Genomic DNA, 26,013 nt, shown 5'->3' on the forward strand with positions numbered 1-26,013 from the left:
AAGATCCTGGATCTGCCCACCGATGCATGGATCAACAAACCCGCAGCCGAACCTGACCCGGACCAACCCGACGTCGATCAGGTCGCCGCGTAACTCCCGTTGGACTCAATTACCTTGACACATTCCGTGTCGGCGCCGACGAGGAGTTGCCTGCTGCGGCGTTGCAGTGGCTCGAACAGCAGGGTGGATACCGGCACGACCCTGGTATGTGGGCTCCTCCAATCATTGAGGTTTTCTCAGTAAGTTGATCTTGCTGGGATGGGGTCGTACCGGATCACGAAGGGACGCAGGGCCCCTGGTAGGACTGGATTTGCGAAGATCGAATCCGAACCAGAGGGCCCCACGTGATCACCTATTCTGCCACGCTCGACGTTCCCCGACCGCTCGGCCAGTATCTGGCGCAACTGTTGCAGGTCGACCGCCGCGAACGAGGTACCCGCCGCGGCCGACGCGCACTGACCGCACTCGCTCACGCGGTGCTGGTACTGCGCTGGTTCCGGCAGGGCACACCGGTCGCGGCCCTGGCACGCGATACCGGCATCTCGATCGCCACCTGCTACCGGTACCTCCACGAAGGCATCGACGTGTTCGCCGCCCAGTCGCCGGAACTTCCCGACGTGCTGCGTGAACGCCTCACCGCGGGCGCTACCCACGTCATCCTCGACGGCACCCTGATCACCACCGACCGCGTCGCCGACACCACCGTCAGCACCAAGGGCACCCCGATCCATCTGTGGTACTCCGGCAAACACCGCCGATTCGGCGCGAACATCCAGTTCATCGCCACCGCGGACGGGTTCCCCCTGTGGGTCTCCGACGCGGTGCCGGGCAGCACCCACGATCTGGCCGCCGCCCGCGACCACAGGATCACCGGAGCCCTGTACGCTGCCGCCGCCCAGGGCCTGGTCACCCTTGCGGACAAGGGGTATCAGGGCGCCGGTATCGGTATCCACACCCCGACGAAAGCCCCGGCCGACGGCAACATCCTCGATGCCGACAGCCGCTGCCGGAATCAACTGCTGACCAGTCTGCGGTGCCTCGGTGAACGTGCCGCCGCGCTGCTCACCACCCGATGGCAAGCCCTCAACAGGATCACTCTGTGCCCCAAACGAATCGGCTCCATCACGCAAGCAGCGCTTGTCCTGACGCAATTCGAGCATGCAGGTCGCTATTGAGAAAACCTCATTCTCCCGGGAGGAATTCGACTCCGAAGCTCGGGAATTCGCAGACCGGAGGAACCTGCCCCGGCTCTTCAGTTTCGAGTGCCGGGTATGCCCTGTCGGGTCGGTATGTCACGATCACCTCATGAGCAACACCGTGGGCGTCGTCGATGCGCACACGCCGGGGCATGACGACCTCAAGCGGATTCTGTCGGCAGAGCCTTTTGCACGCGAGGTGGCGATCTCGCGTGGTACTCCGGTGCCGAAGGCCGGTGGGGTCTACGCATGGTGGTTCGACGAGCTGCCCGGCGATTTCGACGCGACCGGCTGCATCGAGCGTGACGGGTCGATGCTGCTGTATGTCGGCATCAGTCCCAAAGCGCCCCCGCGGAACGGATGGGTAGCGAGCAGTCAGTCTCTTCGTTCCCGGATCAATACCCACTACACGGGTAACGCTGCCGGGTCGACGCTCCGGTTGAGCCTCGGATCTTTGCTGTCGTCCACGCTCGGGATTGAGCTCCGACGGTTCGGATCTGGCGACCGTCTGCACTTCGGTGTCGGAGAGCGGGAACTGTCGCGGTGGATGCATGAGCATGCTCGTGTCGGATGGGTCGTCGACGAAGCTCCGTGGGAGCTGGAATCTCGACTGTTCGGGAAGCTCGTCGTCCCTCTCAACCTGGACGGCAACGATCACTGCGGGTTTCACGCTCGGATGCGTGAGGTTCGCAGCGCGGCCCGGGTTCACGCCCGCGCTCTGCCTGTCCTCCCGAACCCCGGCGCCGGGGGAAAATACCCGTAGGAGATGGATATTGCACTCCTCCGGGCAACCCATCGAGGTCTGCTACGACGTAGCAGATACGCCCGTGTGCCGCTCGTACCTGTACCTATTCGCGAGAAGAGCAGTTTGCGTCATTTGAACAGCTGCGGGGCGGCGGCGCTCCCATCGCCGAGATCGTCACCAAGACCGGGCTGACCTGCTCGACGCTGTATCGGCATCTCCCGCCGCGACCCGCCGATCCGGTCACCGCTGCGGCTCCACCGGAACCTGCACCGGTTCCGACCGGGGCGACAGTGTCTGACACGGCCCCGATCGGCGGACCGACTCGTGTGCCAGACCTGCGGATACCGTCCCGTCGACGCGGCGAGGCGATCCCGCATCTCGGCGACTCGACATCGTCTGGCCGCACTTCGACGGTGACGGTCCGGTCAGCGAGCAGCGGCACTGCACACGGTGCCAGCCACACGATGTCGGGGTCGTCGACGTCGGCTGCCGGCGCCGCGGGGCCGGACCGTTGGTTACCGTCGGCGGGCTGCGTGGCCGATAGGTTGCCGGCCGAGGTTCTGCGGTCGCTCCCCGATCGGGGCTGGGGCACCGGCGTGAACCTGGCGTGCGGCCACCACAGGTGATCGATGGTGTGGTCGGCGACTCGATCGATCAGGCCGGTCCGTTCACCTCATGACCGGCGTCGAAGGCGGCGCCGGCAAGTTGAGGACAGTGGACCTTGCGATGCATGGACGTACCTTTGCGCATGATGTGCAGTGCCGTGGTGGCGGCTGCTCGGGTCACCGCGACGTCGTCGAGGAGTCGTTCGAGGGCGTCGAGGGTGTCGGCGTAGAGGAACAGCTGCCCGGGCCCTGATTCCTGGTACTCCACATCGGACCATCCTGTCGTCGGATGGCGGCGGAAGAATTCCCGCACGGCAAGAGGGGTGGGGAACAGTTCCGCTTCGTTGACCTGGATCTTTCCCGCCGCCGGCGTGCCTCGGTCCTGATAGATCACCAACGTTTCGGTCATCGCGATCGACAGACACGATATCCGCCCGCTGCGTTTGCCGGGTGGGGTCAGGCAACTGATCACCCAGCAATGATGCTCTGTCCGCGCGGGATAGGGCACACAGCGCGTTAGAACGACCGGCAAATGATGGTCATTTGAGTCGGCGGGTGGTGGGCCGTGCCGGCCACCGATAGTAGGTGCGTGCCCGGTTGATCAGCCGGCGGAGCACCGTCAGCGTGGCCGCCAACGCGAGGTAGAAGTCGACGATGAGAGCGGACTTGTCGGTGCAGCGCCGCAGCTTGCCGAAGCCGTTCATCCAGGCGTGGGTGCGCTCGATGACCCAGCGTTTCCCGGCCTGGATCGGAGCCCGCACGCCCTTGCGGGCGATCTCGTAGTCGTAGCCCAACTCGTCGAGCAGATCCCGCGTCTTGGCCGAGTCGTAACCGCGGTCGAGGTGCACACACGAGTACTTCGGCAGTGACCCGACCATGTCCGGAACCTGGCGGATCGTCGGGTCGAGCAGGGGCGAGTCGTGCCGGTTCGCGCCCGCCGACACCATGGCCAGCGGGATACCACCGCCGTCGCACACCACCGAGCGTTTCGTGCCTTGCTTGCCACGATCGACCGGGGAACGACCCGAAACCTCGCCACCACAAGGCGATTTCGTGATCGACCCGTCAACCGAGAGGTGATCGAGGTCGAGGCCAAGCATCCGGTCGTAGGCGGACAGGGCGGAACGGAGCACCTCGACGCCGATCCCGATCCGGGCCCACTCGGCCAGCCGTCGGCGGATGGTGCGATCGGAGCAACCGGCGGTGGCGATGCGTTCGTAGCCGCTACCGTGCACCAGAGCCGCGAGAACGTGTTCGAACACGATCCGGTCCGACACCCGTCGTCGGTGGCAGCCCCAGGGATGCTCGACGGAGAACTCGGGCCGCTCGTCGACACCGAGTCGGGCCGAGAACTCGACCCAGAGGGGTTCGATGAGACAGACTGGCAGCAGGGGCACGGGTACTCCGGGTGATCGTGGGACTTCAGCAATCACATGATCGACTCGGTACCTGTGCCCCTACCCGTATCGACACGCCGGAACTTCACCCGCCTCGGACGGATACATCATTTGCCGGGCGCTCTTAGATAGTCTCCGACGATTCGGGTGATCTGGTCGGCATCGGAGCGGGTGCGAAAGTGCCGGTAGTTGGCGGCGGTGCGGGCCAATCGTTCCGCCGGGAAGCTCGGGCGGGTGGTGGTGTCATTGGTGTTGGCGACATCGGGGGCGTCCAGCCAGCTGCGTTGTTCTTCGGGAGAGATCAGCTGGTCGAGGTGTTTGCTCGCCCCGATCATTGTGGCCATCTCGTTGATGTTGCGGGCGAGCAGTCCCGCGTGTTGCGCTCCGTGGATCAGCGACCTCTCGCGCAACCTGAGGTGGCGTTTGCCCTGCTGCGACCGGGTTGCCTCGGTATCGGGCCGCACCCGGATCCGGTGGATGTCCTGATAGCGGCCACGATGCTGCTTGAGCCGTCCGGGAAGATCGATCGATTCACCGATATAGCACTGACCGTCGGTGAATTCGAGGATGTAGTAGCCGACGCGACCGACACCGGCCTGGTCGAGATGCCGGATGACCGCCACCGGGGTCGGTTCCACCGGGGCGCCGAACCCGTTCTCGGCAGCCCACACCTCGATCCGGTGCGCTCGAGCGGCAATCACCTCCGGATCCGGCGGCGGCTCCGGTGCCAGGGGAACGGCAGGAAGCGCCGACGGCGGTGTCGCTGCACCACCGGAATGCCACTGTTTCGAGATGTCGGCAAGAACCCCGGCGCAGTTCGCCGCCGCGATCTCCATCACCTCGCGGAGGGTGTCGAGGCCGACGGCGTCGACCGTCCCGTCGGAGCTGACGAACCCGGTCTGCGCTGTGTCGAGTTGCCACCTGTTGTCTCGAAACATCCAGTGCATGCGCATGTCCCGGATATCGATGTCCAGCACTTCGCCGACGTACTGCAAAAAGCCCCCGCTCAGATCGCTCGGTATGCGCGTCGACATCTCGATCCTTGCGCTACCGCCGTGGGACGCGACATCCATGACGAGGTCCCATCCCGTCCCGAACGCGCAGTACATGGTCTCGAACACGGACTCGTACCGCCCGGCCAGCTCGTCGAGGACGGGATCGTCGTCGATGTCGGCGAGACGGTCGTGCAGATCGACGACTCCTGTGGGGGGGCTCGGAGCCGAGCTCGGGAACCAACCAGGCCGGCACATGGCTATAGATGTGCTCGAGCACCGCCGCGCACCGACACCACACCCGCTGGGGACACCAGCCCGGTCGAGGTCTCGTCCACACCCCACCGTCCGTCGTGGACGAGCCTGACGAGCGCGTCGGCCACACCCCCGACCGAGGAACAGGCACGAACCTCGAGGCATGTTCGGCCCCCGGCCGCTCGCATTCGTGTCCGTAGCGGCCAACCGGCACAGAACATCGCATACACCTGCAGCCCGATCAGTTCGGGGAGCTCTTCGACAAGGAACCGGGGTTCCTCGATCTCGGTGTCCATGCCGTTACCCTTCCAGTCCGATTCCGCACACGGCACGCCGCCTGCTGCCGCCGAGTCCGCCGGGGCGCTGTTCACGGGGCCAGCCGACGACGCGGCGGGCACGAAGGGCCCATCGGCCCGACCGGCGATCGGTCGAAGGTTTCTCTGCTTCCGTGGTGCTTGCGCCAGAAGTCATCCTGAAATCCCGCGATGGTCCCCACCCAGCTGGCCGCGTGTTCGAGACCGTGGACGCGGAACCACTCCTGCGTGTTGTCGGGCAGTGCGTCGACGATGTCGCCGGGCTGTTGCATCGCCATGCCGGCCAATCGGGACAACACCCCTCTGCTGCGCTGGGTGACGAACACGTCGGGGTAGAGCTCGCAGGCCAGCTTCCCTCCGGAGGGCAATCGATGCGAGGCCCGCACGTCGAACGCTACGGTCCTCCTGTCACCTCGCGGCGATGCCCGGTCGACGTCGACACGTATACGCGGAACGGTCCCGGAGGAAGTAGCCCACCGACGCTGGATTCGCTGTTCCAGCAGCCGTTCCGTCTGCCATCCGGACAACACCTCGATCCAGGCGACCGCGCACTCGATCGCGTAGTCGTCGACGACGAAGATATGGTCGTCGTCCTCCGGACGGATCTCCTGTATCGCGACGGTGCCCGCGTCCTCCACCAGGGACTCGGCGGTCGCGAAGACCCGACCCCATTCGTCGACGAAGACATCGGGGTGGACTTCACACGCGGCGAATCCCGTCGATGTCTGCCGGTGAGTGGCTTTGACCTCGAACACCATTGCTGCAAATCCTTCCTGCGACTGTCAGAGGGCCCGCATCGGGTGGTCCCTGGTGCAGTCGATGCGACATCATGGCACGCCTATCCTGCGTCCCACCCGTTACTGGGAGACGGAGCGCTTCGGTGCCGCGAGGGCCCGATCGACCTCCCTCACCAGCAGCCGTGCGGCCCCGGCATTCAACGCTTGACGGACCGCGTGTCCCGCACCTGCGGCCGCCGCCGCTGCGATACCTCGCTTGTGCCGTGCCCGCCAGACGGTGGATCGGGTGTTCTTGTAGAAGTCCCGCGCCGCACCGGCACCGCTCGGGGCCGCCATCGCCATGGCACGGAACAGTGCCTCGACGAGGACCGGCTGCATCTGATGAGCCACTCGTTCGAATCCGGCGACCGCGAGTGGGATCGCCTGCCCGGCGCGGTTCCGCATCTCCGCAATGCCCTGCGTGCGATCGAGAATTCTACGTCCCATCTCGGCGAATTCCGCTCCCGAATGCGGCTCGATCCCACGGAGCAACGCGATCGACATGGCCAAGGCCGCGACCGTCTCGAGAACAGGATTCGAATCGCCTCCTGGCTCGGACTTGCCGAGATCGGCGATCGCTTGTCGCTTCACCCGCGCGATCAACGCGTCCGCCTTCTCACCGGGATGTCGGCGACCCAGCTCGTCGACCTGTTTCCTCGCCTCGGGAAGCTGCCGGGCGAAAATTTCCCCCAGCAGCGACGCAATTTCCTCGAGGCTCGGCTCGACGTCGGTCCCGTCGCCGGTGTGATCGAAGGTCCCCGACATCGGCACGGCGAGCGCGCGGCCGTGGGCACTCGCCTCGTCGAGCGCTCCGAGCGCCTCGAGGGCGTCGTCCCAGGTGATCGACTCGTCCGCGACAGACGCCGAGCTCTGCATCACCGACAGGTACGCATCGACCGCCATCCGCACGGACCGAGCGTCCTCGAGCAGCTTCCTGCGCAGGAGGCGTTGCGCACGGCTCGCCGGTTCCGTGGGCAGCCGGTCACGAAGATCGGACAGGATCGATACCAGGTCGTCGGTAGCGTCGCGTTCCGCGTCGAGACGGCCCAGAATGTGTTCCCCCGGTGAGAGAGGCCCGGAGTCCGCCCCCGGCCGGCCCAGGGTGCGAGACGCCAGCACGAGTTCGATGGCGGCGATCTCCTGGGCTGCCAGCAGCAGCCGCAGGCGTGAGAGCCAGCCTCCCTCGGCCGCCGCGGACGCCAGGCCTTTCGCGAGTTGGTCGTCCGGCGTATCGACGAGGCCGGCGGCCCCGAACCGGACGGCGGCCCGCAGGTCCGCGATCACCTCGTCGAGCACAGCCGAATCTTGAGGATCCGTCCCGTTCGGGGTGCGCTCGCTGGCTTCCTTCGCCAGCAGGCGCCGTCGTTCGGACCTCAGTTCGGTCAGTGTGGGCGCACCGGGAATGGCGATCGGCCCTACGGCCTCGACGTCCGCGCTCGTCACCTGTCCGGCGGCGTCTGCGGCATCGGACAACCGTTGCCGCCACGCCGCGGCGGTCGCCTCGGCCAGCATCGCCACGCAGACGCGCGGATCGAGAGTACGCAGGACGGCCAGCGGCCCGTCGGGCACACCGAGAATCTCGACGGTCACCTCATCGTGCCCACCGCCGAAAGGAAGAACGGTCTCGTGGTCGGTGGAGACGACCACCAACGCGTCGAAGTCGACAGGCTCGACGCCGTTCTCCCTCAGTACGCGCGCGGCGAGCCGGAGATCGGCGGCGCCGAGTCGGATTCGCTCGCCGTCGACCGACACCTCGCGCGCGGTGACACCGACTTCGTCACCGAGCACCAGTTGAAGACGCTCCCGCCCGATCACGGCCGCCTGTGCTGTACCCATGCCGGGATCGTACGGCCAGATAACTGCCATCTATGGAGGCAGGCACCTGGGTACAGGTTGTCACCGGAGCCGTCACTCGTACATCGCAAGGAACCACGGTGTCCCAAAGCCTTGCCGCCACGAGATTTCTCGTTCTCGTCAGAATCCTCGGACATTCCGCGCTCCTGAAGCCTCCACATCGGCGGTGGCGGGTTGATCTTGAGAACGCCATCGACCTGCCGAAGCCGGGAAACGCGCTCACCTCGGGGTTCGTCGGGCCGGTGCGATAATGACTCCGATCGAACCAAGTGATATAGCACAGTCAATGAGGATCGAGAATGACGACGCCCGGCAACCCATCCAATCGGAGGGGGCTATTTCAGGACCTGCAGCGAACTCTCACAGGTCGCTCCGGCGGATGTGCTCGCTGCGGGCGGCGCACGAAGCTGCTTCACCGCTACTGCCCCGAATGCGAGCCTTTCGTTCGCCAGATCCTCGCCCAGTACGGTCCTGCCGCCCGGCAGATCCTCGCCGTCTCCGGCCCCTTCGGGCAGGAGTGGATCGATCTTCAGAACTGGCTGTACGGGGCGCGCGTCCCGCGTGAGGATGCGCTCGCTTCGATCGCCGACGCCGCTACCGACTGGATACATCGCTACGTCGTCGCGGCGCGGAGCGACGGCATCATCACCGACGAGGAACTCGCAACATTTCATCGCGCCACCGAGTTGCTGGGACTCGATCGACGAATCGCCGATCCTCTTGCGGTACAACTCCAGAGGGAGCGAAAGCTCGGAGATATCCGCTCCGGGAATCTTCCGACGGTCTCCCTCCCGGACCTGCATCTTCCCCTCGATGAGTACTGCTATCAGGCTGTTTGGGCGACACGATGGCGTGAACTCCAATCAGGTCCTCAGTCGACCCCTGGCCAGCTCATTGTCACCAACCGCAAGATCCGCTTCATCGCCCAACAGCATGGCGGGGAGGTCCCACTGTCCAAGGTCCACCGTGTGCGTTGGCACGATTCGTCGACGATCACCATCGAGGCCACGACCCGATCTCTGAGTGGTCGATTCACTGTGCCCGATCCCGAGTGCACGGCCCTGATGGCCGATGCCGCCCTTCGCATCGATCGACGGATCCTCCTGCCTGGGCAGGAGGGTAATGGATCCCGCCACATCCCCCGGCACGTCCAAGCCGCTGTGTATCAACGGGACCGCGGACGGTGCCGCGAGTGCGGAGCTACGTCCTACCTCGAGTTCGACCATCTGATCCCGTTCTCTCTCGGTGGCGCGAGCACCGAGAACAATGTGCAGCTGCTGTGCCGGGCATGCAACCTGGGCAAAGGGGCCCGCATTTAGCGTGACCTGGATCTACCGGTGTGGCGGTGTGATCGACCGCACAACGATTCCGGCACCAAAACGGGAAATCTCTCGAGGGTGAAAGCATCTGCCGTCGATGCTGAGCACGATTTTGCGGTCTTTCGCACCAACGGCCACCTCTGTCAGCTCGACGCCGTCGCAGCACGGTTGCGGCCATGCCTGCCGTTCCATAATCGTGGACCTGACGGTGTCGCGGCGTTCGCCGGCCTCGAACACCGCTTGGCTTCGGCGCCGTCCTCACTGTGCAGGCGGCCGACAACGCGCTCGAGCCACTGCGTCGGTGGCCTCCTCGAGCGGTCGGGCTTGATCGTATGCGCCGCCCTCGACATCGCTCGCCGGACGCGCCCCCTTACCGGCCATATCCCCGCCCCAGACCTATCCTCGAGGCCGTGATCAGCGACGATGACCTCCCGGACAGCAACCAGGACTCCCACGACGTCGACAACCGGCTTCTCGGCGACCTCCGCGACCGCCTCGCCGGCGCCGTCGCCCGCGCAGCCGAGCACGGCAACCCCACCCTCGGCACCGTCGAGGTCACCATCCGCGAACTCGCCGAGCTGCTCGACCGCATCGACCACCACCAAGACCAGCTCATGGCCCGCGAGTTCGCCGCCAGTCGGCAGGCGCACCACATGCGCCGCAAGAACGCGATGCTGCTGTCGATCGAACTTGCCCTTGTCGGCCAGTCCGGGCCGCTCGTCGACATCCTCGAGGACATCCTCCGCGGCGGGGGCGTCGACCGGGGCGGGGACGTCGACCAGTAGGTACAGCTCGACCCCGGTGTCGGAGGTCACCGGAGGCCGTCCTGTATCCGTGGCGGCACGGGTGCGAGTCCCAGACACCCCGCAGATGCCAAGCCGCTACGGATGGGGCAGGAACAGGGAGCGAGCGGCGTCGACCTCGTCGAGCCGTGGAAGTGCGGCGCCATCCCTCGACCCCTGCGCCGGGTGGTGTGTGCGGCCTGCTCGGTAGCCCGCGCCGGGGAGAGGATCGCCTCCGGCGACATCGTCGACAGCGTTCGGGCTTTAACGCCGATCACCTCGACCGAGACCGGCTGATCGACCGGGTCGACATCCTCGGCCATGGCCCGGTCAGCCCGCTCCGCTTCCGCAGCAGGCCGCGTCCCGCCTCGATCCGGGCCAGCGAGGCGTCACTCACTCGATCACCGTCAGCCGCAGCGGACCCGCCTCGTGCTCCCGCTGATCGATCTGCCCCCCCGATCTCGTGTGCCGCCTCGATCTGCGCCCGGGTCGCCCGCAACTGCCGGCGGAACCGCACCTGCCGGCGTCCATCCTCGAGTACGAGCGCGACGCACCACAGGTGCAGCCATGACGTCAACGGAGCTGTGGCCGGGGTCGCCTCGGACAACCGCTTGCCCCGATACCGGTCGACGAACTGCACAGTGGCGGCGTTGACGTCGAGATCGAGGGCGATCGACAGGGCAAGCAGGGCGTCCTCGGACGGCTGCCAGCCGTCGGGCAGGACGGTGTCGGCGACGGCGAGGGCGTCCGGACGGGCGACGGTCAGCCGGGGCGGGGTGTCCATGCCCGTTATCCTGGCCGTTTTCTGCCTGTCCATGCTCGTCGACACGCCCGGGCGGCGGGCGGACCTCGGGAACCCCACCCGAGTCATCCGGGACTCATGGGCTGCCTGCGCTTCTGGAGCGTGGACCCTGAACCTGGGAAGGCGCTGCGCTACATGGTCGCGCGATGTTCCGTCAAGGCTGACGCGCTGGGGTATCTGGCATACACCCGCGAAACGCCAACGCGCCGAAGGCTTCCGTGGTCACCATCTGGCATGCTCTGCCGTGAGGTCGCACACTCCCCGGCCTGACCTTCTCGGCGAGGGAAGCGAGAGATAGGCGAGGGAAGCGAGAGATATCTGTGAAGACACTTACGGGCCGTGCGGCAATGGCCACCTTCGCCGCCGCGCCGCTCGTAGCCTGTGGCCGCACGGTGGGTGTCGCCCCGAAGTCCTCGCTCGGGGCCGGTCCCCTCCGGGCCGAGACGCCTTCCGGCCCGTGATCGGCGCCTTGCTCACCTGCTCGGTGGTGGTCGGCGCACCCGGCTCGGCCCGCCGATCAGCAGACCGATCCCGGCTGGGGTCGATGCCGCGCCCAGTGGTCCTACGATCGGTCATGTGTCCATCCCGCCCGGCACCGCCGGACCCTTCCCGCAGACTCCCGAGAATGCGCCGAACGACAAGGCCGGCATCCTCGCCCGCACCGTCGCCGCGATCGCCGTCGGTGAGATCGACCGGGCCCGGCAGATTCTACGGACCGAGTATCCGTTCACCCCGGTGACGAAGGCGGCGCGCCGATATACCGAGCGGCAGAGTCTGCGGATCTTCTACCGGGACGGGTTCCTCGACCGCTACTCCGGAGGACGGCTGGTGCATCCGGGTGCGCTGCGGGCGTTGTCGCTGCTCGTGCCGGCGGAGTTCCCCTTCGATCCGCATTGGGCGACCTCGCAGTCGCACTTCGCGTTCTGGGAGTTGTTTCCCACCATCGATCATCTGGTGCCGGTCGCCCGGGGCGGGTCCGACGTGGCGGCGAACTGGGTGAGCACCTCGATGCTGCACAACTCCGCCAAGGCGCACTGGACGCTCGACGAGCTCGGCTGGACCCTCGCACCGCCCGGGGATCATGCCTGCTGGGACGGTCTGGCCGGATGGTTCGTCGACCACCTACGGGCTCATCGCGAATTACTGGCCGATGCGTATCTGGCGCGGTGGTTCCGCGCGACCGTCGACGTGCGTGCCGAGTTGGTCGGAACCCCGGGGTAGGCGGCGTCCTCGGCTGATTCGGCGGCGACGACGCCGGCCTCGGCGACTACCTCCCCCGATGACCGGGAGGGCAAGGTTTCGAGCAGGTCCTTCTCCAAGTGCCTCCGGCTGATCGACGCGGTGACCGAACGGCCCGACTCGGACCGGGACGGCCGGTATACGCCACGGCAAAGCTACGGCGGGCCGGCCGCTGCGCTCGGGGTCGTTTCCTCGCCGCGGGGACGCCGTCCTCTCGGTGAACGGCGCCGAGGGTCGTCACCACGGATCGACTCCTCCGCCCGTTCGATCGGCGGATGATGAACAACACCGGCGCCGTCCTCGAGGATTTTCGCCGCGGCCCGGACACGGCGGGCGGGGGCGGTTGCGGCTGCAGGGAAGGACAGAGCGAGATGGACGAAGTCAGCGGAGCGAGCCGATTCCTGTCCGCCTTCGCCGCGATCGAGAACCATTTCAAATGGAAGCTGCAGACGGACTACGGCCGCACCGGGTTCGTCAAGATAGCCGAGGAGTACGCCCGACGACACCACACCCAGCTCGATCTGCCGGCGTTGCGTATGTTCGCCGATCTGCGCAATGCCCTGGTGCACCACGACTACTACGGTGGCCGCCCCGTCGCCGACCCGGTACCGGACATCGTGGAGGCGATCGAACGGTTACGGGACAAAATCATCAGTCCTCCGACGGTGTTGCACGTGCTTCCGCACCGCCCCCTGGCCTCGTTCGGCCCCTCCGACCCGCTCCGTGCGGTCCTCGAGGAAATCCGCTGGCACGACTACTCCCAGTTCCCCATCTACGACGACCACACCTACCGCGGGCTGCTGACCACCAACTGCATCGCCCGATGGCTGGCCCACCGCCTGGCCACCGACGAGATCGTCGAAGGCGAGACCGTGGGCGCGGCATTGGCGTTCGTCGAGCCGCACGATCGCGCCGTCCACCTGTCCCGCACCACTACCGTGCCGCAGGCCATCAAAAAACTCTCCCCACCCGCCGACGGCGGTCTCCCGCCGACCGCCTTGATCATCACGCACAGCGGCAAGCCTGACCAGAGTCCACTGTCGATCGTGGTGGCGGACGATCTTCCGGTCCTGGTGGCCGCGATGGACGCCGGTACGTGACAGGGCTCGCCGCCAATGCTTGTTTGCGACAGCAGCAACGCGAATTCGACCACCAGATCCCGTGAGGCTCCGGCGCGGACACCACGGCAGTGATACCTGCGCCTTTGCCCGGGCGGGGGTGTCGTACCGGGCTCGGCATCACCCAAGGTACGCGTCCGCGGGCAGCACGTCGTCGATGTCGGTCGGTCTTGTTATCGTGGCGGCAGTTCACGAGTGGCAGCTGTCGGTACCTGGCCGGCTGCCCGGCAACCCCGTCTCCATCGACTGTGGGTGCCCCAGGGGAAGAACCGGTTCGCGGTGACCACCGGCGGACAAGTCGATGGAGGCCCACGCCTCCGGAAGGTGGAGGGGCGCGATGTCTTCGCACCATGACAGCGACACCCTGCGCAACGCGCAGACGAAGTGGGAACCGATCCCGCCGGCCCGGCGGCGCGAGTGGTGCCGGGTCCTGCTGGATCTTCCGCCGATCTGGCTGGGCACGATCCCCATGATCGCCACCCAGACGGCGGTGCTCGACGGCGGGTACACCAACATCACCGACTGGATCGAGCTTGCCAAACGCGCCGAAGCGGTGGGGTTCACCCCACAGACCTGGCTGATCTTCCGGCTCGAACTCGACCGCGGCTTTCTGGCCCTGGAGTTCCCGAACCATCCCGAACACCGCCCGAAGCGGCGGGGCAACGGGGGCCACGAGACCACGATCGTCGATCCCGAGGACTTCGCGGCGTGGCCGGCCTTGTACGCGGCGGGACACCGTGCGAGCGCAGCCACCCGACAGGTACTGTCCGGCAACGCGCCGGACCTGTCCCCCTAACGCACCCCGTGCCCTGCCGCGATGCGCGACGCGTCCGGTTGTGGCGCAGGTGCGCAGCACAACGGCGGTGCGGGGGGTGGCGTTTCGGACACCCGGGTGTCACGGCGACGGCAGCGTCGTCGTCGGACCGGTCACCCCGCAGGAACGCCCCAGAGTCGAGCAGGTCCCGCGGGATGGCCGGAAGATAGTCGGCCAATCCGGGTGAGCGCAGCACCTGTGTCGCCCATAGGACCCGCCGCCTCCTGGCGCAAGCGACGCTCGTGCACACCACCGCCGAGTGCGGGAATCCGCTCGGCCAGAATTGTCCTGCTGCATCCGACACCCCAGCTGAAGGGGCCTGCCTATCGCCCGCGGGCGCACCGCGGCACCCCGGGCGCAGGCCGCTGGCTCTACGGAATCGCGCCTCGCGGGGCCCACGTCACGCACTACCGGCGCAAGGCATCGAGAACGGCCGGACAGTGCTCCCCAGGGATACCGACACTCGTCGTCGCACACCGAAACCCGTCACCGTGACGAAACCGACCCCCGTTAGCCCGTTAGCCCACCCTCTGCTTCGGCCGTGAAGTAGGAAAAGGAAACAGATCGTCTTCCGACAAGAAGGAACAACAAAACCCGAATCGTTTGTTTTTCTCTGAATGAAACCTTTGAAGCACATTGCGCTATCGACCGGAAAAAGAATTCCATACAGCCTGTGGATCAAATCCATCGCAAAAAGCTCCGAGACTCTACTTATCGTAAATGGCAGAAGGCGGATTCTTTGTTTCCCGAAATCCCGATACTCGGCATCGCCCCTGGTAGGAGCCCTTTTCTGGCCGAGGGTCCGGTCGCTGCTGGGTGGCGGAAGAGCTGCCCGCGGGCGCTAGGCGAGTCGGGTCTGAGAATTTCCGAAGAAATGGCCCCGACGGTATTGCCATTCCGTCGGGGCCGTGCAAATATTTCTCCAGTCACCCCAGAGAGGTTGGTCGCCGGAAGGGGCGACTGGAGCATCGGTTCTTCAATTCTTTGGAAGGAACACCATGGTAAATGTCCCTGCGTCCTACAAGCTCCTCGTCGATGGATGGAACATGCTGGACGGCGTGACCAGCGTACTGCCGTGGGGGACCCCGGGCAACACGGTCGACCTGCACCTCGGGCGGCTGGCGGAGGTGATCGCCGGCAAGTCGAACCGGCCGATCCGCTTCGACGAGATCACCGTGCACATCGGTGGGTGTGACCCGCAGCGTGATCCCCAGCGGCACGCGGCCGAGACGGCGATGGTCCGCCGCTGGCAGCGCGATCCGCGGGTGACGGTGCGGATGCGACGCAACCGGTTCGATCCGGCCACCGGCACCTACACCGAGAAGGGGGTGGACACGGCGCTGGCGTTGGACCTGTGCACCTCCCAGTCCTCCGGGCGGTTCGACGGGGTGGTGCTCTTCAGCGCCGACGCCGACCACCTGCCGGCGCTCGAGCAGGCCTACCACAACCGCCGCGGCGCGGTCGTCCAGCTGGCTCGGTGGAAGGACCAGCCCAGCAGTCTGTGGCTGCCCGGGCAGAAGCTGTGGTGCTACTTTTTGGACGAGCAGGACCTGGCACGATGCTCGGTGCGGCGCAACACGACAGACGTCGCATGAGCGGCCGACGCGCCGACGCGCCGGGGACTACCGCGCTGCTCGACACGCTGATCGCACGGCTGTCGCCGACGGGAACGTGGTCCTCGCTCGCCGGCACCCTCGACGCCATCGAGCTGGTGATCGAGGCGGCCCGCGGCACGGTGCTCGCCCACACCCTGCGGGCGGTGCACCTCGAGGTCACCGAACCCCGGCCCGAAATGTGGATCGGGGGCCGGTGGCCGGACAGCGAAGGGTTCTACCTGGCGACGATGGCTGCCCGGTTCGAGCAGCTCCTCGACAGCTGCGAGGCGGTGGCAGCGTTGCACCGCGCCGGCAACCACCGCGGCGGGTGGGCGGTGCTCGGTCAGGCGGGTGACACGCTGGAACGGCTGTGGATGCTCACCGAAACCCTCGTGTTCGACCAGCCGCGAGACGAGGCCCGTCGCTGCGCCCACGCCTGGTACGCCTTCGCAGACGCCTATCGCCGGCTCACGCCAGGCACCCCGGTGACGGTGCACCCGTTCGATGCCGCCCTGTCCGGCGACGTCGGCGAAGACGAGGACACCAGCCTCGGCGACGGACGCCAACACGCACCGACCCGGGCGAAAGACCTCGTCGCCGCCATCGATGCCGGGGTACGCCTGACCCAGGTGTACCTGCCTGCCAAGCTGCAACTCGATCCCGGTCTCGACGCCGGAGGTGTGCACACCGCCGGCGTCGGGATCGACAGCCCGCCGATGAGCGCAGCGCAGCTCCACCTGGCCCTCGACCTGATCCACACCGCCGCTGTCTCGGTCGATGCCGCCGTCAAGATCAGCCTGACCCACCGACACCGGTAACCCGGCTCCGAACCGAAATCGGTTCGAGCCCAACCCTTCCTCACGCCGTCACGGCACACCATCGACCATTCCCGGAACCCAGGATCAGTCTCCCGTGCCCGCCAGGTCGCGGGGGATGCCGTGACGGCCCATCCCCTCCGCCGCTCCCCGTCTCGTCCCAGGGACCGGACGGCGAGGGTCTTCGTAGACAGGAGTGACCATGGAGAACTATCAGGATCTGCGCAAGGCCGTGGAAAACCACGGCGGGATGCTCAAGATCGGCATGACGGTGCTCAAACACATCGACGGCGCCGGACGGCTCGGACCGGGCGTGCTCGCCACGATGAGCACCTCCCTGGCCACCCACGGAATGGGACACCTGCCCCCGGAGCTGCCCAACAGCCAAGACGAGCAGGTGCGGCTGTACCTCATCGACAGCCCCCTCGGGGACGTGGTCACCGCCGTCCTGAACCCCAACGACCAACGCGACGCCACCCTGCGCAGCATCGGCGCCACCGGCATCGGCGTGCACGCCCTCGAACAGATCCGCCAGATCCGTCAGATCCTGGCCACCCACCCGACCACCGACACCCAACCGGCACTCCCCACCTCGGGTGCGACACCACACCTCGAGAACGAGCCCGCGCCGCGTACCCCGTTCGGTCGGCTGGTTGCCAGCCTTCCCTCGGACACGTTCGCTGCCCGATCGTGCCGCACCGATGCGGACTACCTCGCCGTGTTCGGCGCACTGATCGAGGAGCTTGCCGCCGCCGATACCGACCTGCAGCTCGCCGGCTCCCTCGGCTACCGCCAGACCGACCTCGGGCAGCTGTACACGCAGATCGCTCCCGGCAAGCCGACCACCCTCAAACTGCGGGACCTCGCCGAAGCCTTCTGTCGCCGCAACACCGACTGGGTCCTCGGCCGTCACCACCGCAGCGCCCCCGACATCCGGCTGTTCTACCGCACCCTGCCGAACGAGTTCGATCCCCTGCTGTAGGTCCTACTCCACCCCAGTCGCCTCGCCCGGAAGGCGTACGGGGGACTGTAAGAACAACGGTGTAACTCTGAAAGGAGATACGCCACCATGACTGATGTGATCGATCGTAAGGCAGAGACGAACTCGGTTCAGCCGAGTGTCAGCGATGCGCAACTGAAGGAGCTGGTCGAGCAAGCCCGAGCCGAAGGGTTGCAGCTCACCGGCGAGGGCGGGTTGTTGGCGAAGCTGACCAAGCTGGTGGTGGAATCCGCGCTCGAGGGCGAGATGGACGACCACCTCGGCTACGGCAAGAGCGACCCGGCCGGCAGGGGCAGCGGCAACTCCCGCAACGGCAGGCGAGCCAAGACCGTGTTGACCGAGTCCGGTCCGGTCGAGCTCGACGTGCCCCGGGACCGGGATTCCTCGTTCGAGCCGAAGATCGTGGCCAAGCGGCAGCGGCGGCTGAGCGGGATGGAGGACATGGTGATCTCGCTGTCGGCCAAGGGGTTGACCACCGGTGAGATCTCCGCGCACCTGGCCGAGGTGTACGGCGCCGAGGTGTCCAGGCAGACGATCTCGACGATCACCGAGCGGGTGATGGACGGCATGGCCGAGTGGCAGAACCGGCCGTTGGATCCTGTGTACCCGGTGTTGTTCATCGACTGCATCCACGTCAAGATCCGCGACGGCAATGTGGCCAACCGGCCGATCTACGTCGTGATGGGGGTGACCGCCGACGGCACCCGCGACATTCTGGGGTTATGGGCCGGCGAGCACGGCGACGGGGAAGGAGCGAAGTACTGGCTTCGGGTGTTGTCGGAGCTGAAAAATCGTGGTGTGCAAGATGTTCTGATCGCCGTGTGCGACGGTCTGAAGTATCTGCCCGACTCGATCGGGCAGGTGTGGCCGCAGACCATCGTACAAACCTGCGTGGTGCACCTCCTTCGCAATACCTACGCCTACGCCTCTCGTAAGGACTGGGCCGAGATCGCCAAGGACCTCAAACCGGTGTACACCGCGCCGTCGGAGCAGGCCGCGCTGGACCGGTTCGCCGAGTTCAGCGGCAAATGGGAGAAACGCTATCCCGCGATCATCCGGCTCTGGACCAACGCCTGGGCCGAGTTCGTGCCATTCCTGCAGTTCGACAACGCCATCAGACAGGTCATCTACACGACCAACGCCATCGAGAGTGTCAACGCCAGGATCCGGAGAGCCGTGAAGGCCCGCGGTCACTTCCTATTAGTTACGTGGAATCAGAACGGGGCTGAGAGGATCTCGGCCAAGGTGACCACGGAACTGGGAGGCAGGTTTGGGAACGGTGGTGCTGGAGGAGAAGTGGCCGGTGCTCGGCAGGCACGAGCGCGCGGCAGGCTGGTTGCGGGTGTGGATCGATCTGGGTCGAGCGCCGCGGACGATCGACGCGTATGCGCGCGGGCTGGCAGAGTTCCTGCAGGTCTGTGAGGACCATGGCATCGACCCGGTCGCCGCGAACCGGGCTGATGTTGCGGTGTTCGTTCGCGAGCTGACCGGGCGGGCCAGCCGACGCGGCACGAACGTTGTGTCGATCGATTCGGGATGGGGATTGGCAAATGCCACGATCCAGCAGCGGCTGGTGCCGGTGCGGCTATTCTTCGACTTTTTGGTGGAGGAGGGCGTTCGAGAGTCTAATCCTGTTGGTCGAGGGCGGTATACGCCAGGGCGTAAGTGGGGTGGGCAGCAGCGTGGCCTTGTGCCACGGCTGGTGAAGCTTCCGTGGATCCCGACCGAGCCGCAGTGGCTCGACATCCTCGCCGTCGCCGCGGCCGAGCCACCGCGCAACCGGCTGATGCTCGCACTGGCCTATGACGCCGCGCTGCGGCGCGAGGAGTTGTGCTCGCTGCGCACCGACGACCTGGATCCAGCTCGTCGAATGTTACGAGTGCGGGCGGAAACGACGAAGAACCGGCTCGAGCGAATAGTGCCGTATTCGGTGCCAACCGGGGTGTTGCTGCAGGAGTATCTGACGCATCGAGCGACCATAAGCCGGGCCCGAGGACCGCTGTTTCTGTCCGAGTCACGCCGCAACCATGCCGAGCCGTTGAGTTTATGGACATGGTCGAAAGTGGTGCGGCGCATCGCGATCGACGCGGGAGTGCCGCAGCTCTCCACCCACACGTTCCGGCATCTGTGCTTGACGGACCTGGCACGGACGGGTTGGGAACTACATGCGATCGCCACCTTCGCCGGGCATCGGAGCACCGAAACCACGCTCACCTATATCCACCTGTCCGGGCGGGAGCTGGCCGACAAGCTCGCTCGCGGCATGGATCACATCCACTCCTGGCGGGTGGACATGCTGGCCCGCCTCGGCGAGCAAGATACCAGTCGCCGATGACAACGATGACGAATTCGCAGGCAGCACAATCTGCTTGGGAGTGGCCTCTTCGGCTGGATCGTTTCCGGCGCCACGAACGGCTCTCGCAGAACGAGTCCGATGCGCTGCAGACCCTCGGTTTCGACCTGCTGCGGCTCGACCGGGACCGCGAACACCCGAAATGGCAGGCGATTGCGCGGCTGACCGCACCACTGGACGAGGCGGTCGCGGCTCTGCACTGGCATCCTGACACCGTGTTCCAGCGACGGTTCGCCCGCTACGCCACCGCGATCGTCCTGCACTTCTGCGGGGAGCTGGGCCGCGACTTCTGGTCCTGGTCGACACAGGAGTGGGCCGAGCTGCTGCGCCCACAGCAGCTGCGGGAGCGTTTCCGAGGGCAGGTCGGCATGCAGGCACGCCCCTATCTGCTCGTACATGCCTATCTGCTCACCGGGTTCACCTCATTCGATCTGGTGGGCCCGTTCGCGCGGCAAACCTTGGCGCAGCGTATATTCGGTTCCGCCAGCGTCGATCAGGCGGTCGAGCCAGTTCGTGCAGTGCTGAACGGATGGGGATATCGTGCCGCCAATCTGGAGTCGATGATCTGCACCTTGCTGCTGCTCAACCGCAGCCCGATGCTGAACGAGCTCACCTCACCGGCGCTGGATCGGCTGCGAGCGGACGCGGCGATCGAACGGCACTTCCACGGCCGCCACCTGCACGGTGTTCACCGGGCTCTGGCCGCGCTCGGCCACACCGGCCCGCCACCGGCACCGCGATACGGGGACGGGCCCGTCCCCATCACCGGCACCGCCCCGGGCTGGGCGCAGGCGGTCGAACGCTGGCACGCCACCGCGACGGTCCAACAGAGTACGCGCGACACCCATCGCGTCGTGCTGGCCAAGCTCGGCCGTTGGCTCGCCGCCAACCATCCCGATATCACCGGGCCCGCCGACTGGACACGGCAGACCTGCTCGGCCTGGGTCGCCGCCGTCGATCGCATGCGCGTCGGCGACCACATCCAATCGAAAAGCTGGCGTGAGAGCCGCATCGAACAGCTCGGAAAACCTTTGTCGGCGAAAACGAAACGCATCTACATCCGCATCGTCCGCACCTTCTTCCGCGATATCCAGGACTGGGACTGGATCCCGCGTCGGTTCGACCCCGCGCGAGCATTGGAAACCCCGCGCAGCATCCGGGCACTGCAAGGACCCGATCCGCGGGTGATCGCCGACGACCTCTGGGCCAAACTTCTCTGGGCCGGCCTCAACCTCGATCCCGGCGACCTGCCCGGAGGACCCGGGGCCCACCCGGCCGACATGGTCCGCGCGATCACGCTGACCTGGCTGTTCGCCGGCCAGCGCAGCGACGAAATCGCCCGGCTTCGGCTCGGCTGCATCCGCTGGCACCACGATCAGCCAGTCGTCGGCGACGACCCACAGCCGACCGACACGTCGGTCTGTCTGCTCGACATCCCTACCCACAAGACCGGCACCGCGTTCACCAAGCCCGTCGACCCGCTGTTGGGCCGGGCGATCGAAGCATGGCAGGCCCTGCGCCCCGCGCAACCACCGATGCTGGACCGGAAAACCGGTGAGAAGGTGCACTTCCTGTTCGCTGTCCGAGCCGGGCGGATCAGCAAGAACTACATCAACGACACGATCATCCCCGCACTCTGCCGCAAGGCCGACGTCCCGGCAGCCGACGTTCGCGGGCCGATCACCAGCCACCGCGCTCGCTCCACGATCGCGACACAGCTCTACAACGCCAAGGAACCGATGACGCTGTTCGAGCTGCAGGCTTGGCTCGGGCACCGCAGCCCGGAATCGACCCAGCACTACGCCAAAATCACCCCGAACACCCTGGCCAAGGCATACAACGACGCCGGCTACTTCGCCCGCAACGTCCGCACCATCGAAGTCCTCGTCGACCGCGACGCGGCCACCTCCGGCGCTGCGGCCGCTGGTGAGCCTTGGCAACACTACGACCTCGGCCACGGGTTCTGCAGCTACACCTTCTTCGAGCAATGCCCGCACCGCATGGCCTGCGCCCGCTGCGACTTCTACATTCCCAAAGAGTCCAGTAAAAGCCAACTTCTGCAAGCGAAATCGAATCTCCAGCGGATGATCGTCAGCATCCCGCTCACCGACGATGAACAAGCAGCCGTCGAAGACGGTCAAGCCGCCCTTGACCAGCTACTGCAACGCCTCGCCGAAGTTCCGACCCCGACCGGAAGAACACCACGCCAACTGACCGCCACCCCGTTGCCGATCGTCGCAGTCAACCATGGCCGACCACCACGAACTTGACAATCCTGATTCCACAGAACGACCGAGGCCGCGGCCCCGAAATGCGTGTACCTGGCCATCATGAGCCTCGATCCCAAAGGCACCGCCCGCCAACGCTGGTCCAACCGCTGGAAGGAAGCACTGAACGCCTTCGAGATCACCTTCGACGGACGCCTGTCCACCGGGCGAAAGTAACGACAAATCAACCAATTACACCGTTATCTGGACAGACCCCCGTACCGGTCAAGTCCCGGGACGGGGTGTGTGACGTCGTCGCGTGATTCCTCGTTGTCGGGTCATGCGGTCAAGGCGGGTGTCACCTCCTCCGTCGGTTTGGTGACGGCCTCAGCGGGTGTGGTGCTGCGGGAGCGGGCGAGGACGTCGAGGCCGAGAGAGCGACGGCCTTCGATCCATTCGTCGTGTTGTTCGGCGAGCACTGCTTCGACGAGCCGGATCCATGCGGTGCGGTCGGGGAAGATCCCGACGACATCGGTTCTACGGCGGATTCCTTGTTCAGTCGATCGGTTTACCGGGCCTCCCACGACACGATCCTGGTTTGCGGCGCGAGGTCCGGGGCCGCCGGTGATTCTTGTCGAGATTCGAACTACTGTGCTAGATGTTTTGAATGTCCAGTCATCCGATCGGATCCGCCTCAGACATCGAAGCTGCTGTCGGACGATTGCTTCCCGGCGGAGCCGGATCGATTGGTGTGAACGAAGTCTTGTCCTTCTTTGAGGTACTCACAGATGAGCCTCCCCGAACTCTGGCCGGGTACGAATTCCGCAGTCGCCACGCCACGAGGTCGACCCGCCAACTCAAGAACCCGAAGAATCTACTCGCTGACATCGGAAGTGCCATCCAGGCCATCCAAGGGCATGCCGCTCGGGTGACAGGCAAGTACGGAATCGATAGGTTCCGACACGAGCCGGCCGCGATCTTGGAACTCGAAAACCAGCAGTACAAGAAGCCAATCATCCCTCGTCGGCCCACCGAAGAAATGCTCACCGAAATCGTCCGTCGCATGGAGGGCCGCACGTTCGTTGCGTTGCTATGTGGTGGCAGTCCCCAGGTTGAAATTCATCTGAGGAGAATCGGGCAGCTCAAAGCCAAGCTACTTACCACTGTCGATGACAAGTGGCACGACCGGATCAGGCCGCCCTTTGAGCTCACTCGTCAACTGCTGAACTTCGCACAGCAGGACCCTGTACGGACCGCCGCAGACACTCGCAATCAGATCGATCGGATAGTCTCTGGTGAGTTCGATTCTTTTCTTCCGGCTTCGGGCCGACCCAAGCGCCTCAAGCACGACGTGACTGCCGAGATAGCGTCGATACTCGACTTCGAAGTCCTACCACCAGGAACAGACGTCCGCCGCCTAGTTGAAGGACTTGTCCGTCATAGGTCTTCGCACGCCGCAGGATCAGTTGACCTGGAACGCGTTCAGGTCATCGGTGACATCAGGGACTATTTCGGCGCTCATCGTTGCCGAGTCGCCCGTGGTAGACAATCAAGCCCTACGGTTGGCTACTACACCGGAGGTAATGTCGACGAAGACTACCTGGTCTTGGTCATCCAGCATCTCAGGCGGGATGGAGCGGTCATGGCGGAGGACGCTGTGGCGATCAGTCCCTTCGCCAATAAGAACGCGACATACTATGTACGTCATGATGTTTCACGGACGGGTTGGAGAGATGCCTTCTCTCAATCGAAACGCGAAGCCCAGGAATTGGGCGCACAGCGACTCGTCTTCAAAGAGGGGCCAGGCATGACTGCGTACGAGGCCATGCGCCAGAAGATCATCGCCCTATCGGAGTGCAGTTCGTTCGAGTTCCGGCAAGGCTTGCGCTATGACCGTGCACGGCGACGCTACGTCCCACGCTGATACATGCCTCTCGCATCAGGCCGGCACCCCCGCGGAATCTGCCAGGATCATGGGCGGGGGTGCCGCGCATCCATCAGTTCCTCGTCACACTGACGGTGCAAACGAGCACCCGCAACCCCCACGCCCTACCGGACGCGGTCCTCGACATCGACAACGACGGACTCGCCCTGTAGTCGTCACCCAGAGAGACGATCAACACCTTCCCGACGCGATCGGCTCCGAAACTCCCGGAATCGATCGCCGGGTCGGTGGCAGCACCGCCGAACGCCCTGGATCGCCGACACCGACGGCCCCCGTACGCTTCTGTGCCCCACCTCGATCTCTCAGGCGGGGCCCGGGCACGGGCTGGTGTTGTTCGAGCACCCAGGCCACCGCCGGCGTGCTGCGCCTCAACTCCGACCACCTGGCCCCGATGCTTCGTATAGTGCTCGAATGAGTGCCCGTCCCCTCGAACTCGACGGCGTCGAATGGGACGTCGCGGCCTTCCCTCCCCTCACCGGACCTGCCAGGTCACTGCCGGGATCGCTGACGCGGGGCCAAGTGCTGAGGCAGTTGGGTGTGTCCGGGCTTCTGGGGGTGGCGGCGCGGGCGTGCAGCGATTCGGATTCTGCGGCGCGTGAGATGCTCCGCACCGAATTCGGCATGTCGTCCGAACGCGCCCGGAAGGCCGTCCAGCTTGGGACTCGCCTCACCACGGACCGAGACGTCAACAACCACCCCCTCGGCTATCTCGCAGGGATCACGTTGTCCCGTAGTCAGGCCCGGCGAGTACTGGCGCTTTGTGATGCGCAAACCCAGAACGCCGGCGCTGCGGCGACAAAGGTCAGCCTCGACCGAATCCAAAAGAGCTGGGGCAACCGCCACCTCGACAAGATCGTGCGTGCAGCGGCCTCCTCGGCGGATCTGGTCACCGCGGTCGTGACAGCGGGACTACTGACCTCGATGCACTCGCCGACCGAGGCACCCGCCGCCCAAATCCTGTCCGAATCGTTGGCGCAGTCCATCGCCTTCGACCAACCCGCTACCGAACGACAACGACGTTCGGACCGCATCGTGGCCGCCGCATATGCTCTTGCCGCGCTGCGGAGCCCCGGACTGGATGTGGGGGACGGTGCATTGTGGGACGACGGCACCGTAGGGTGGCGGTTTCGTGCTGCGCCGTGGCTTCTCCCGACCGTCGATCCCCTCGACAGCACGCCGGTCCGCCGCCTTCTCGATGCGGCACTGAAACGCACGCTCGACTTCGTCCCGGTCGGCGCGTCGCCATTCGGGTACTCCGAAGAAATCGAATACGACGCGCTGGACACCCAGGTTGTCCGGGCACGCACCCTGGCGGAGGCCGGCCAACTGACCAAGTACTCCGAGACGCCGATGTGGTTCGACGGTGGCGACGACGGCCAAGTGCTGCTCACCATGGGGGCCGGGCATGGCTATGCGTGGGTCGGGCGCCATAACCACGGCGTACTCGTCGCCTTCGACCTCGAGTACCTCACCGGCTACGGACTCGACGAGCCCGGAGTTCGTGCGGCCCTCGCGATGGCCATCGGATGGTTCGTCGACGTATCGGTGCGACTGCTCGAGGCTCCTGCTGGAACGAACCACTTCACACGCCACGGAGGCAATAAGACCGCGGGTTACCGGTACCTCCCCCGGCCGACCTTCGGAGAGAACGTCCGACGCGTGGCAGAAGGGCACCATTCCCCTCCCCGGCCGCACGTCGTAAGAGCACACATCAGAACGCTGCCAGAGGACCACAACCCCAGTCCTGAAGCTCGCGCCCGCGCCGGTCAAGTCCCTGGAGGTGGTGTACGACGTCGTCGCGTGATTCCTCGGGAGTGGGTCAGGCAGTCAAGGCCGGTGTCACCTCCCCGGTCTCCTCGGCGACACTGTCGGCGGGCTTGTCGGTGCGGG

The 26,013-nt window shown here is 65.9% G+C and carries 20 protein-coding genes, 2 pseudogenes and 1 riboswitch; of the genes and pseudogenes, 15 read left to right on the top strand and 7 right to left on the bottom strand.

Translation table 11 applies throughout. From position 1 onward, the window contains the following. The first annotated feature begins 344 nt into the window (after nucleotides 1–344). Both G6039_RS24670 and G6039_RS24675 read left to right on the top strand, forming a co-directional pair. Complete coding sequence (locus G6039_RS24670) at nucleotides 345–1,175, top strand: transposase family protein (protein WP_029546879.1); 831 nt, start codon at nucleotides 345–347, stop codon at nucleotides 1,173–1,175. A 130-nt stretch (nucleotides 1,176–1,305) separates the two neighbouring features. Then, entirely contained in the window at nucleotides 1,306–1,959 is a 654-nt protein-coding gene (locus G6039_RS24675; RefSeq protein ID WP_029546878.1) for a GIY-YIG nuclease family protein, read from the top strand. Between the two features lie 636 nt (nucleotides 1,960–2,595). Here the strand turns inward: G6039_RS24675 and G6039_RS24680 are convergent. The 5 genes from G6039_RS24680 to G6039_RS24700 form a co-directional block, all read right to left on the bottom strand. After that, nucleotides 2,596–2,955: a hypothetical protein gene (locus tag G6039_RS24680; protein WP_029546877.1), complete on the bottom strand. Its 360-nt coding sequence runs from the start codon at nucleotides 2,953–2,955 to the stop codon at nucleotides 2,596–2,598. Nucleotides 2,956–3,085: 130 nt separating this feature from the next. After that, the gene (locus tag G6039_RS24685; RefSeq protein WP_029546876.1) at nucleotides 3,086–3,943 is read right to left on the bottom strand and encodes an IS5 family transposase; all 858 of its coding nucleotides are present in this window, start codon (nucleotides 3,941–3,943) and stop codon (nucleotides 3,086–3,088) included. Nucleotides 3,944–4,050: 107 nt separating this feature from the next. Continuing rightward, the gene (locus G6039_RS24690) at nucleotides 4,051–5,064 is read right to left on the bottom strand and encodes a GIY-YIG nuclease family protein (protein WP_152103863.1); all 1,014 of its coding nucleotides are present in this window, start codon (nucleotides 5,062–5,064) and stop codon (nucleotides 4,051–4,053) included. Between the two features lie 493 nt (nucleotides 5,065–5,557). After that, nucleotides 5,558–6,262 (bottom strand): hypothetical protein, encoded by a 705-nt coding sequence (locus G6039_RS24695; protein ID WP_029546874.1) that lies wholly within the window; start codon nucleotides 6,260–6,262, stop codon nucleotides 5,558–5,560. A gap of 99 nt (nucleotides 6,263–6,361) precedes the next feature. Then, nucleotides 6,362–8,116 (bottom strand): hypothetical protein, encoded by a 1,755-nt coding sequence (locus G6039_RS24700; RefSeq protein WP_029546873.1) that lies wholly within the window; start codon nucleotides 8,114–8,116, stop codon nucleotides 6,362–6,364. 317 nt (nucleotides 8,117–8,433) lie between these two features. On the opposite strand from G6039_RS24700, the gene G6039_RS24705 reads away from it, so the two are divergent. Next, nucleotides 8,434–9,453 (top strand): HNH endonuclease, encoded by a 1,020-nt coding sequence (locus G6039_RS24705; protein ID WP_029546872.1) that lies wholly within the window; start codon nucleotides 8,434–8,436, stop codon nucleotides 9,451–9,453. Between the two features lie 410 nt (nucleotides 9,454–9,863). Further along, nucleotides 9,864–10,238 (top strand): hypothetical protein, encoded by a 375-nt coding sequence (locus tag G6039_RS30320; RefSeq protein ID WP_029546871.1) that lies wholly within the window; start codon nucleotides 9,864–9,866, stop codon nucleotides 10,236–10,238. 271 nt (nucleotides 10,239–10,509) lie between these two features. Here G6039_RS30320 and G6039_RS24715 read toward each other — a convergent pair whose 3' ends face one another. Next, complete coding sequence (locus G6039_RS24715) at nucleotides 10,510–11,019, bottom strand: hypothetical protein (RefSeq protein WP_029546870.1); 510 nt, start codon at nucleotides 11,017–11,019, stop codon at nucleotides 10,510–10,512. A gap of 594 nt (nucleotides 11,020–11,613) precedes the next feature. On the opposite strand from G6039_RS24715, the gene G6039_RS24720 reads away from it, so the two are divergent. The 9 genes and pseudogenes from G6039_RS24720 to G6039_RS24760 all read left to right on the top strand — a co-directional run bounded on the left by G6039_RS24720 (nucleotide 11,614) and on the right by G6039_RS24760 (nucleotide 22,241). Next, on the top strand, nucleotides 11,614–12,258 hold the full coding sequence (locus tag G6039_RS24720) for a hypothetical protein (protein WP_029546869.1): 645 nt from the start codon (nucleotides 11,614–11,616) through the stop codon (nucleotides 12,256–12,258). Between the two features lie 389 nt (nucleotides 12,259–12,647). Then, a complete protein-coding gene (locus G6039_RS24725; protein WP_029546868.1) occupies nucleotides 12,648–13,376 on the top strand; it encodes a CBS domain-containing protein in 729 nt (242 codons plus the stop codon). Between the two features lie 205 nt (nucleotides 13,377–13,581). After that, a riboswitch (SAM riboswitch) is annotated at nucleotides 13,582–13,700 on the top strand. A gap of 31 nt (nucleotides 13,701–13,731) precedes the next feature. Further along, a complete protein-coding gene (locus G6039_RS24730; protein ID WP_029546867.1) occupies nucleotides 13,732–14,190 on the top strand; it encodes a hypothetical protein in 459 nt (152 codons plus the stop codon). A gap of 1,016 nt (nucleotides 14,191–15,206) precedes the next feature. Beyond that, on the top strand, nucleotides 15,207–15,803 hold the full coding sequence (locus tag G6039_RS24735) for an NYN domain-containing protein (protein ID WP_080688480.1): 597 nt from the start codon (nucleotides 15,207–15,209) through the stop codon (nucleotides 15,801–15,803). Next, complete coding sequence (locus tag G6039_RS24740; RefSeq protein ID WP_029546865.1) at nucleotides 15,800–16,621, top strand: hypothetical protein; 822 nt, start codon at nucleotides 15,800–15,802, stop codon at nucleotides 16,619–16,621. Before G6039_RS24735 ends, G6039_RS24740 begins: the two co-directional genes overlap by 4 nt. Before the next feature lie 199 nt (nucleotides 16,622–16,820). Continuing rightward, nucleotides 16,821–17,600, top strand: coding sequence for a hypothetical protein (locus G6039_RS30325; RefSeq protein WP_029546864.1), 780 nt, complete (start codon nucleotides 16,821–16,823; stop codon nucleotides 17,598–17,600). Between the two features lie 87 nt (nucleotides 17,601–17,687). Next, nucleotides 17,688–18,815 (top strand): annotated as a pseudogene (locus tag G6039_RS24750) (IS256 family transposase); the annotation flags it as partial. Between the two features lie 145 nt (nucleotides 18,816–18,960). Next, the gene (locus G6039_RS24755) at nucleotides 18,961–19,953 is read left to right on the top strand and encodes a tyrosine-type recombinase/integrase (RefSeq protein ID WP_231385980.1); all 993 of its coding nucleotides are present in this window, start codon (nucleotides 18,961–18,963) and stop codon (nucleotides 19,951–19,953) included. Continuing rightward, nucleotides 19,950–22,241, top strand: coding sequence for a tyrosine-type recombinase/integrase (locus G6039_RS24760; protein WP_174824756.1), 2,292 nt, complete (start codon nucleotides 19,950–19,952; stop codon nucleotides 22,239–22,241). The genes G6039_RS24755 and G6039_RS24760 overlap by 4 nt, the downstream gene beginning before the upstream one ends. 275 nt (nucleotides 22,242–22,516) lie before the next feature. Here G6039_RS24760 and G6039_RS24770 read toward each other — a convergent pair. Further along, nucleotides 22,517–22,726 (bottom strand): annotated as a pseudogene (locus G6039_RS24770) (transposase); the annotation flags it as partial. A 119-nt stretch (nucleotides 22,727–22,845) separates the two neighbouring features. Between G6039_RS24770 and G6039_RS24775 the strand changes: the two are divergent. Beyond that, a complete protein-coding gene (locus G6039_RS24775; protein WP_152103864.1) occupies nucleotides 22,846–24,102 on the top strand; it encodes a hypothetical protein in 1,257 nt (418 codons plus the stop codon). A 432-nt stretch (nucleotides 24,103–24,534) separates the two neighbouring features. After that, nucleotides 24,535–26,013: hypothetical protein (locus G6039_RS24780; protein WP_164528135.1), on the top strand; the 1,479-nt coding region annotated here is incomplete at its 3' end.

This window comes from Rhodococcus aetherivorans, assembly GCF_011058165.1.
Lineage (GTDB): Bacteria > Actinomycetota > Actinomycetes > Mycobacteriales > Mycobacteriaceae > Rhodococcus > Rhodococcus aetherivorans.

Coding starts and splice junctions, on each gene's coding strand:
- G6039_RS24675 (WP_029546878.1), top strand. CDS start 1,306: ATGAGCAACACCGTGGGCGTCGTCGATGCGCACACGCCGGGGCATGAC.
- G6039_RS24680 (WP_029546877.1), bottom strand. CDS start 2,955: ATGACCGAAACGTTGGTGATCTATCAGGACCGAGGCACGCCGGCGGCG.
- G6039_RS24695 (WP_029546874.1), bottom strand. CDS start 6,262: ATGGTGTTCGAGGTCAAAGCCACTCACCGGCAGACATCGACGGGATTC.
- G6039_RS24700 (WP_029546873.1), bottom strand. CDS start 8,116: ATGGGTACAGCACAGGCGGCCGTGATCGGGCGGGAGCGTCTTCAACTG.
- G6039_RS24705 (WP_029546872.1), top strand. CDS start 8,434: ATGACGACGCCCGGCAACCCATCCAATCGGAGGGGGCTATTTCAGGAC.
- G6039_RS24715 (WP_029546870.1), bottom strand. CDS start 11,019: ATGGACACCCCGCCCCGGCTGACCGTCGCCCGTCCGGACGCCCTCGCC.
- G6039_RS24725 (WP_029546868.1), top strand. CDS start 12,648: ATGGACGAAGTCAGCGGAGCGAGCCGATTCCTGTCCGCCTTCGCCGCG.
- G6039_RS24730 (WP_029546867.1), top strand. CDS start 13,732: ATGTCTTCGCACCATGACAGCGACACCCTGCGCAACGCGCAGACGAAG.
- G6039_RS24735 (WP_080688480.1), top strand. CDS start 15,207: ATGGTAAATGTCCCTGCGTCCTACAAGCTCCTCGTCGATGGATGGAAC.
- G6039_RS24740 (WP_029546865.1), top strand. CDS start 15,800: ATGAGCGGCCGACGCGCCGACGCGCCGGGGACTACCGCGCTGCTCGAC.
- G6039_RS30325 (WP_029546864.1), top strand. CDS start 16,821: ATGGAGAACTATCAGGATCTGCGCAAGGCCGTGGAAAACCACGGCGGG.
- G6039_RS24760 (WP_174824756.1), top strand. CDS start 19,950: ATGACAACGATGACGAATTCGCAGGCAGCACAATCTGCTTGGGAGTGG.
- G6039_RS24775 (WP_152103864.1), top strand. CDS start 22,846: ATGTCCAGTCATCCGATCGGATCCGCCTCAGACATCGAAGCTGCTGTC.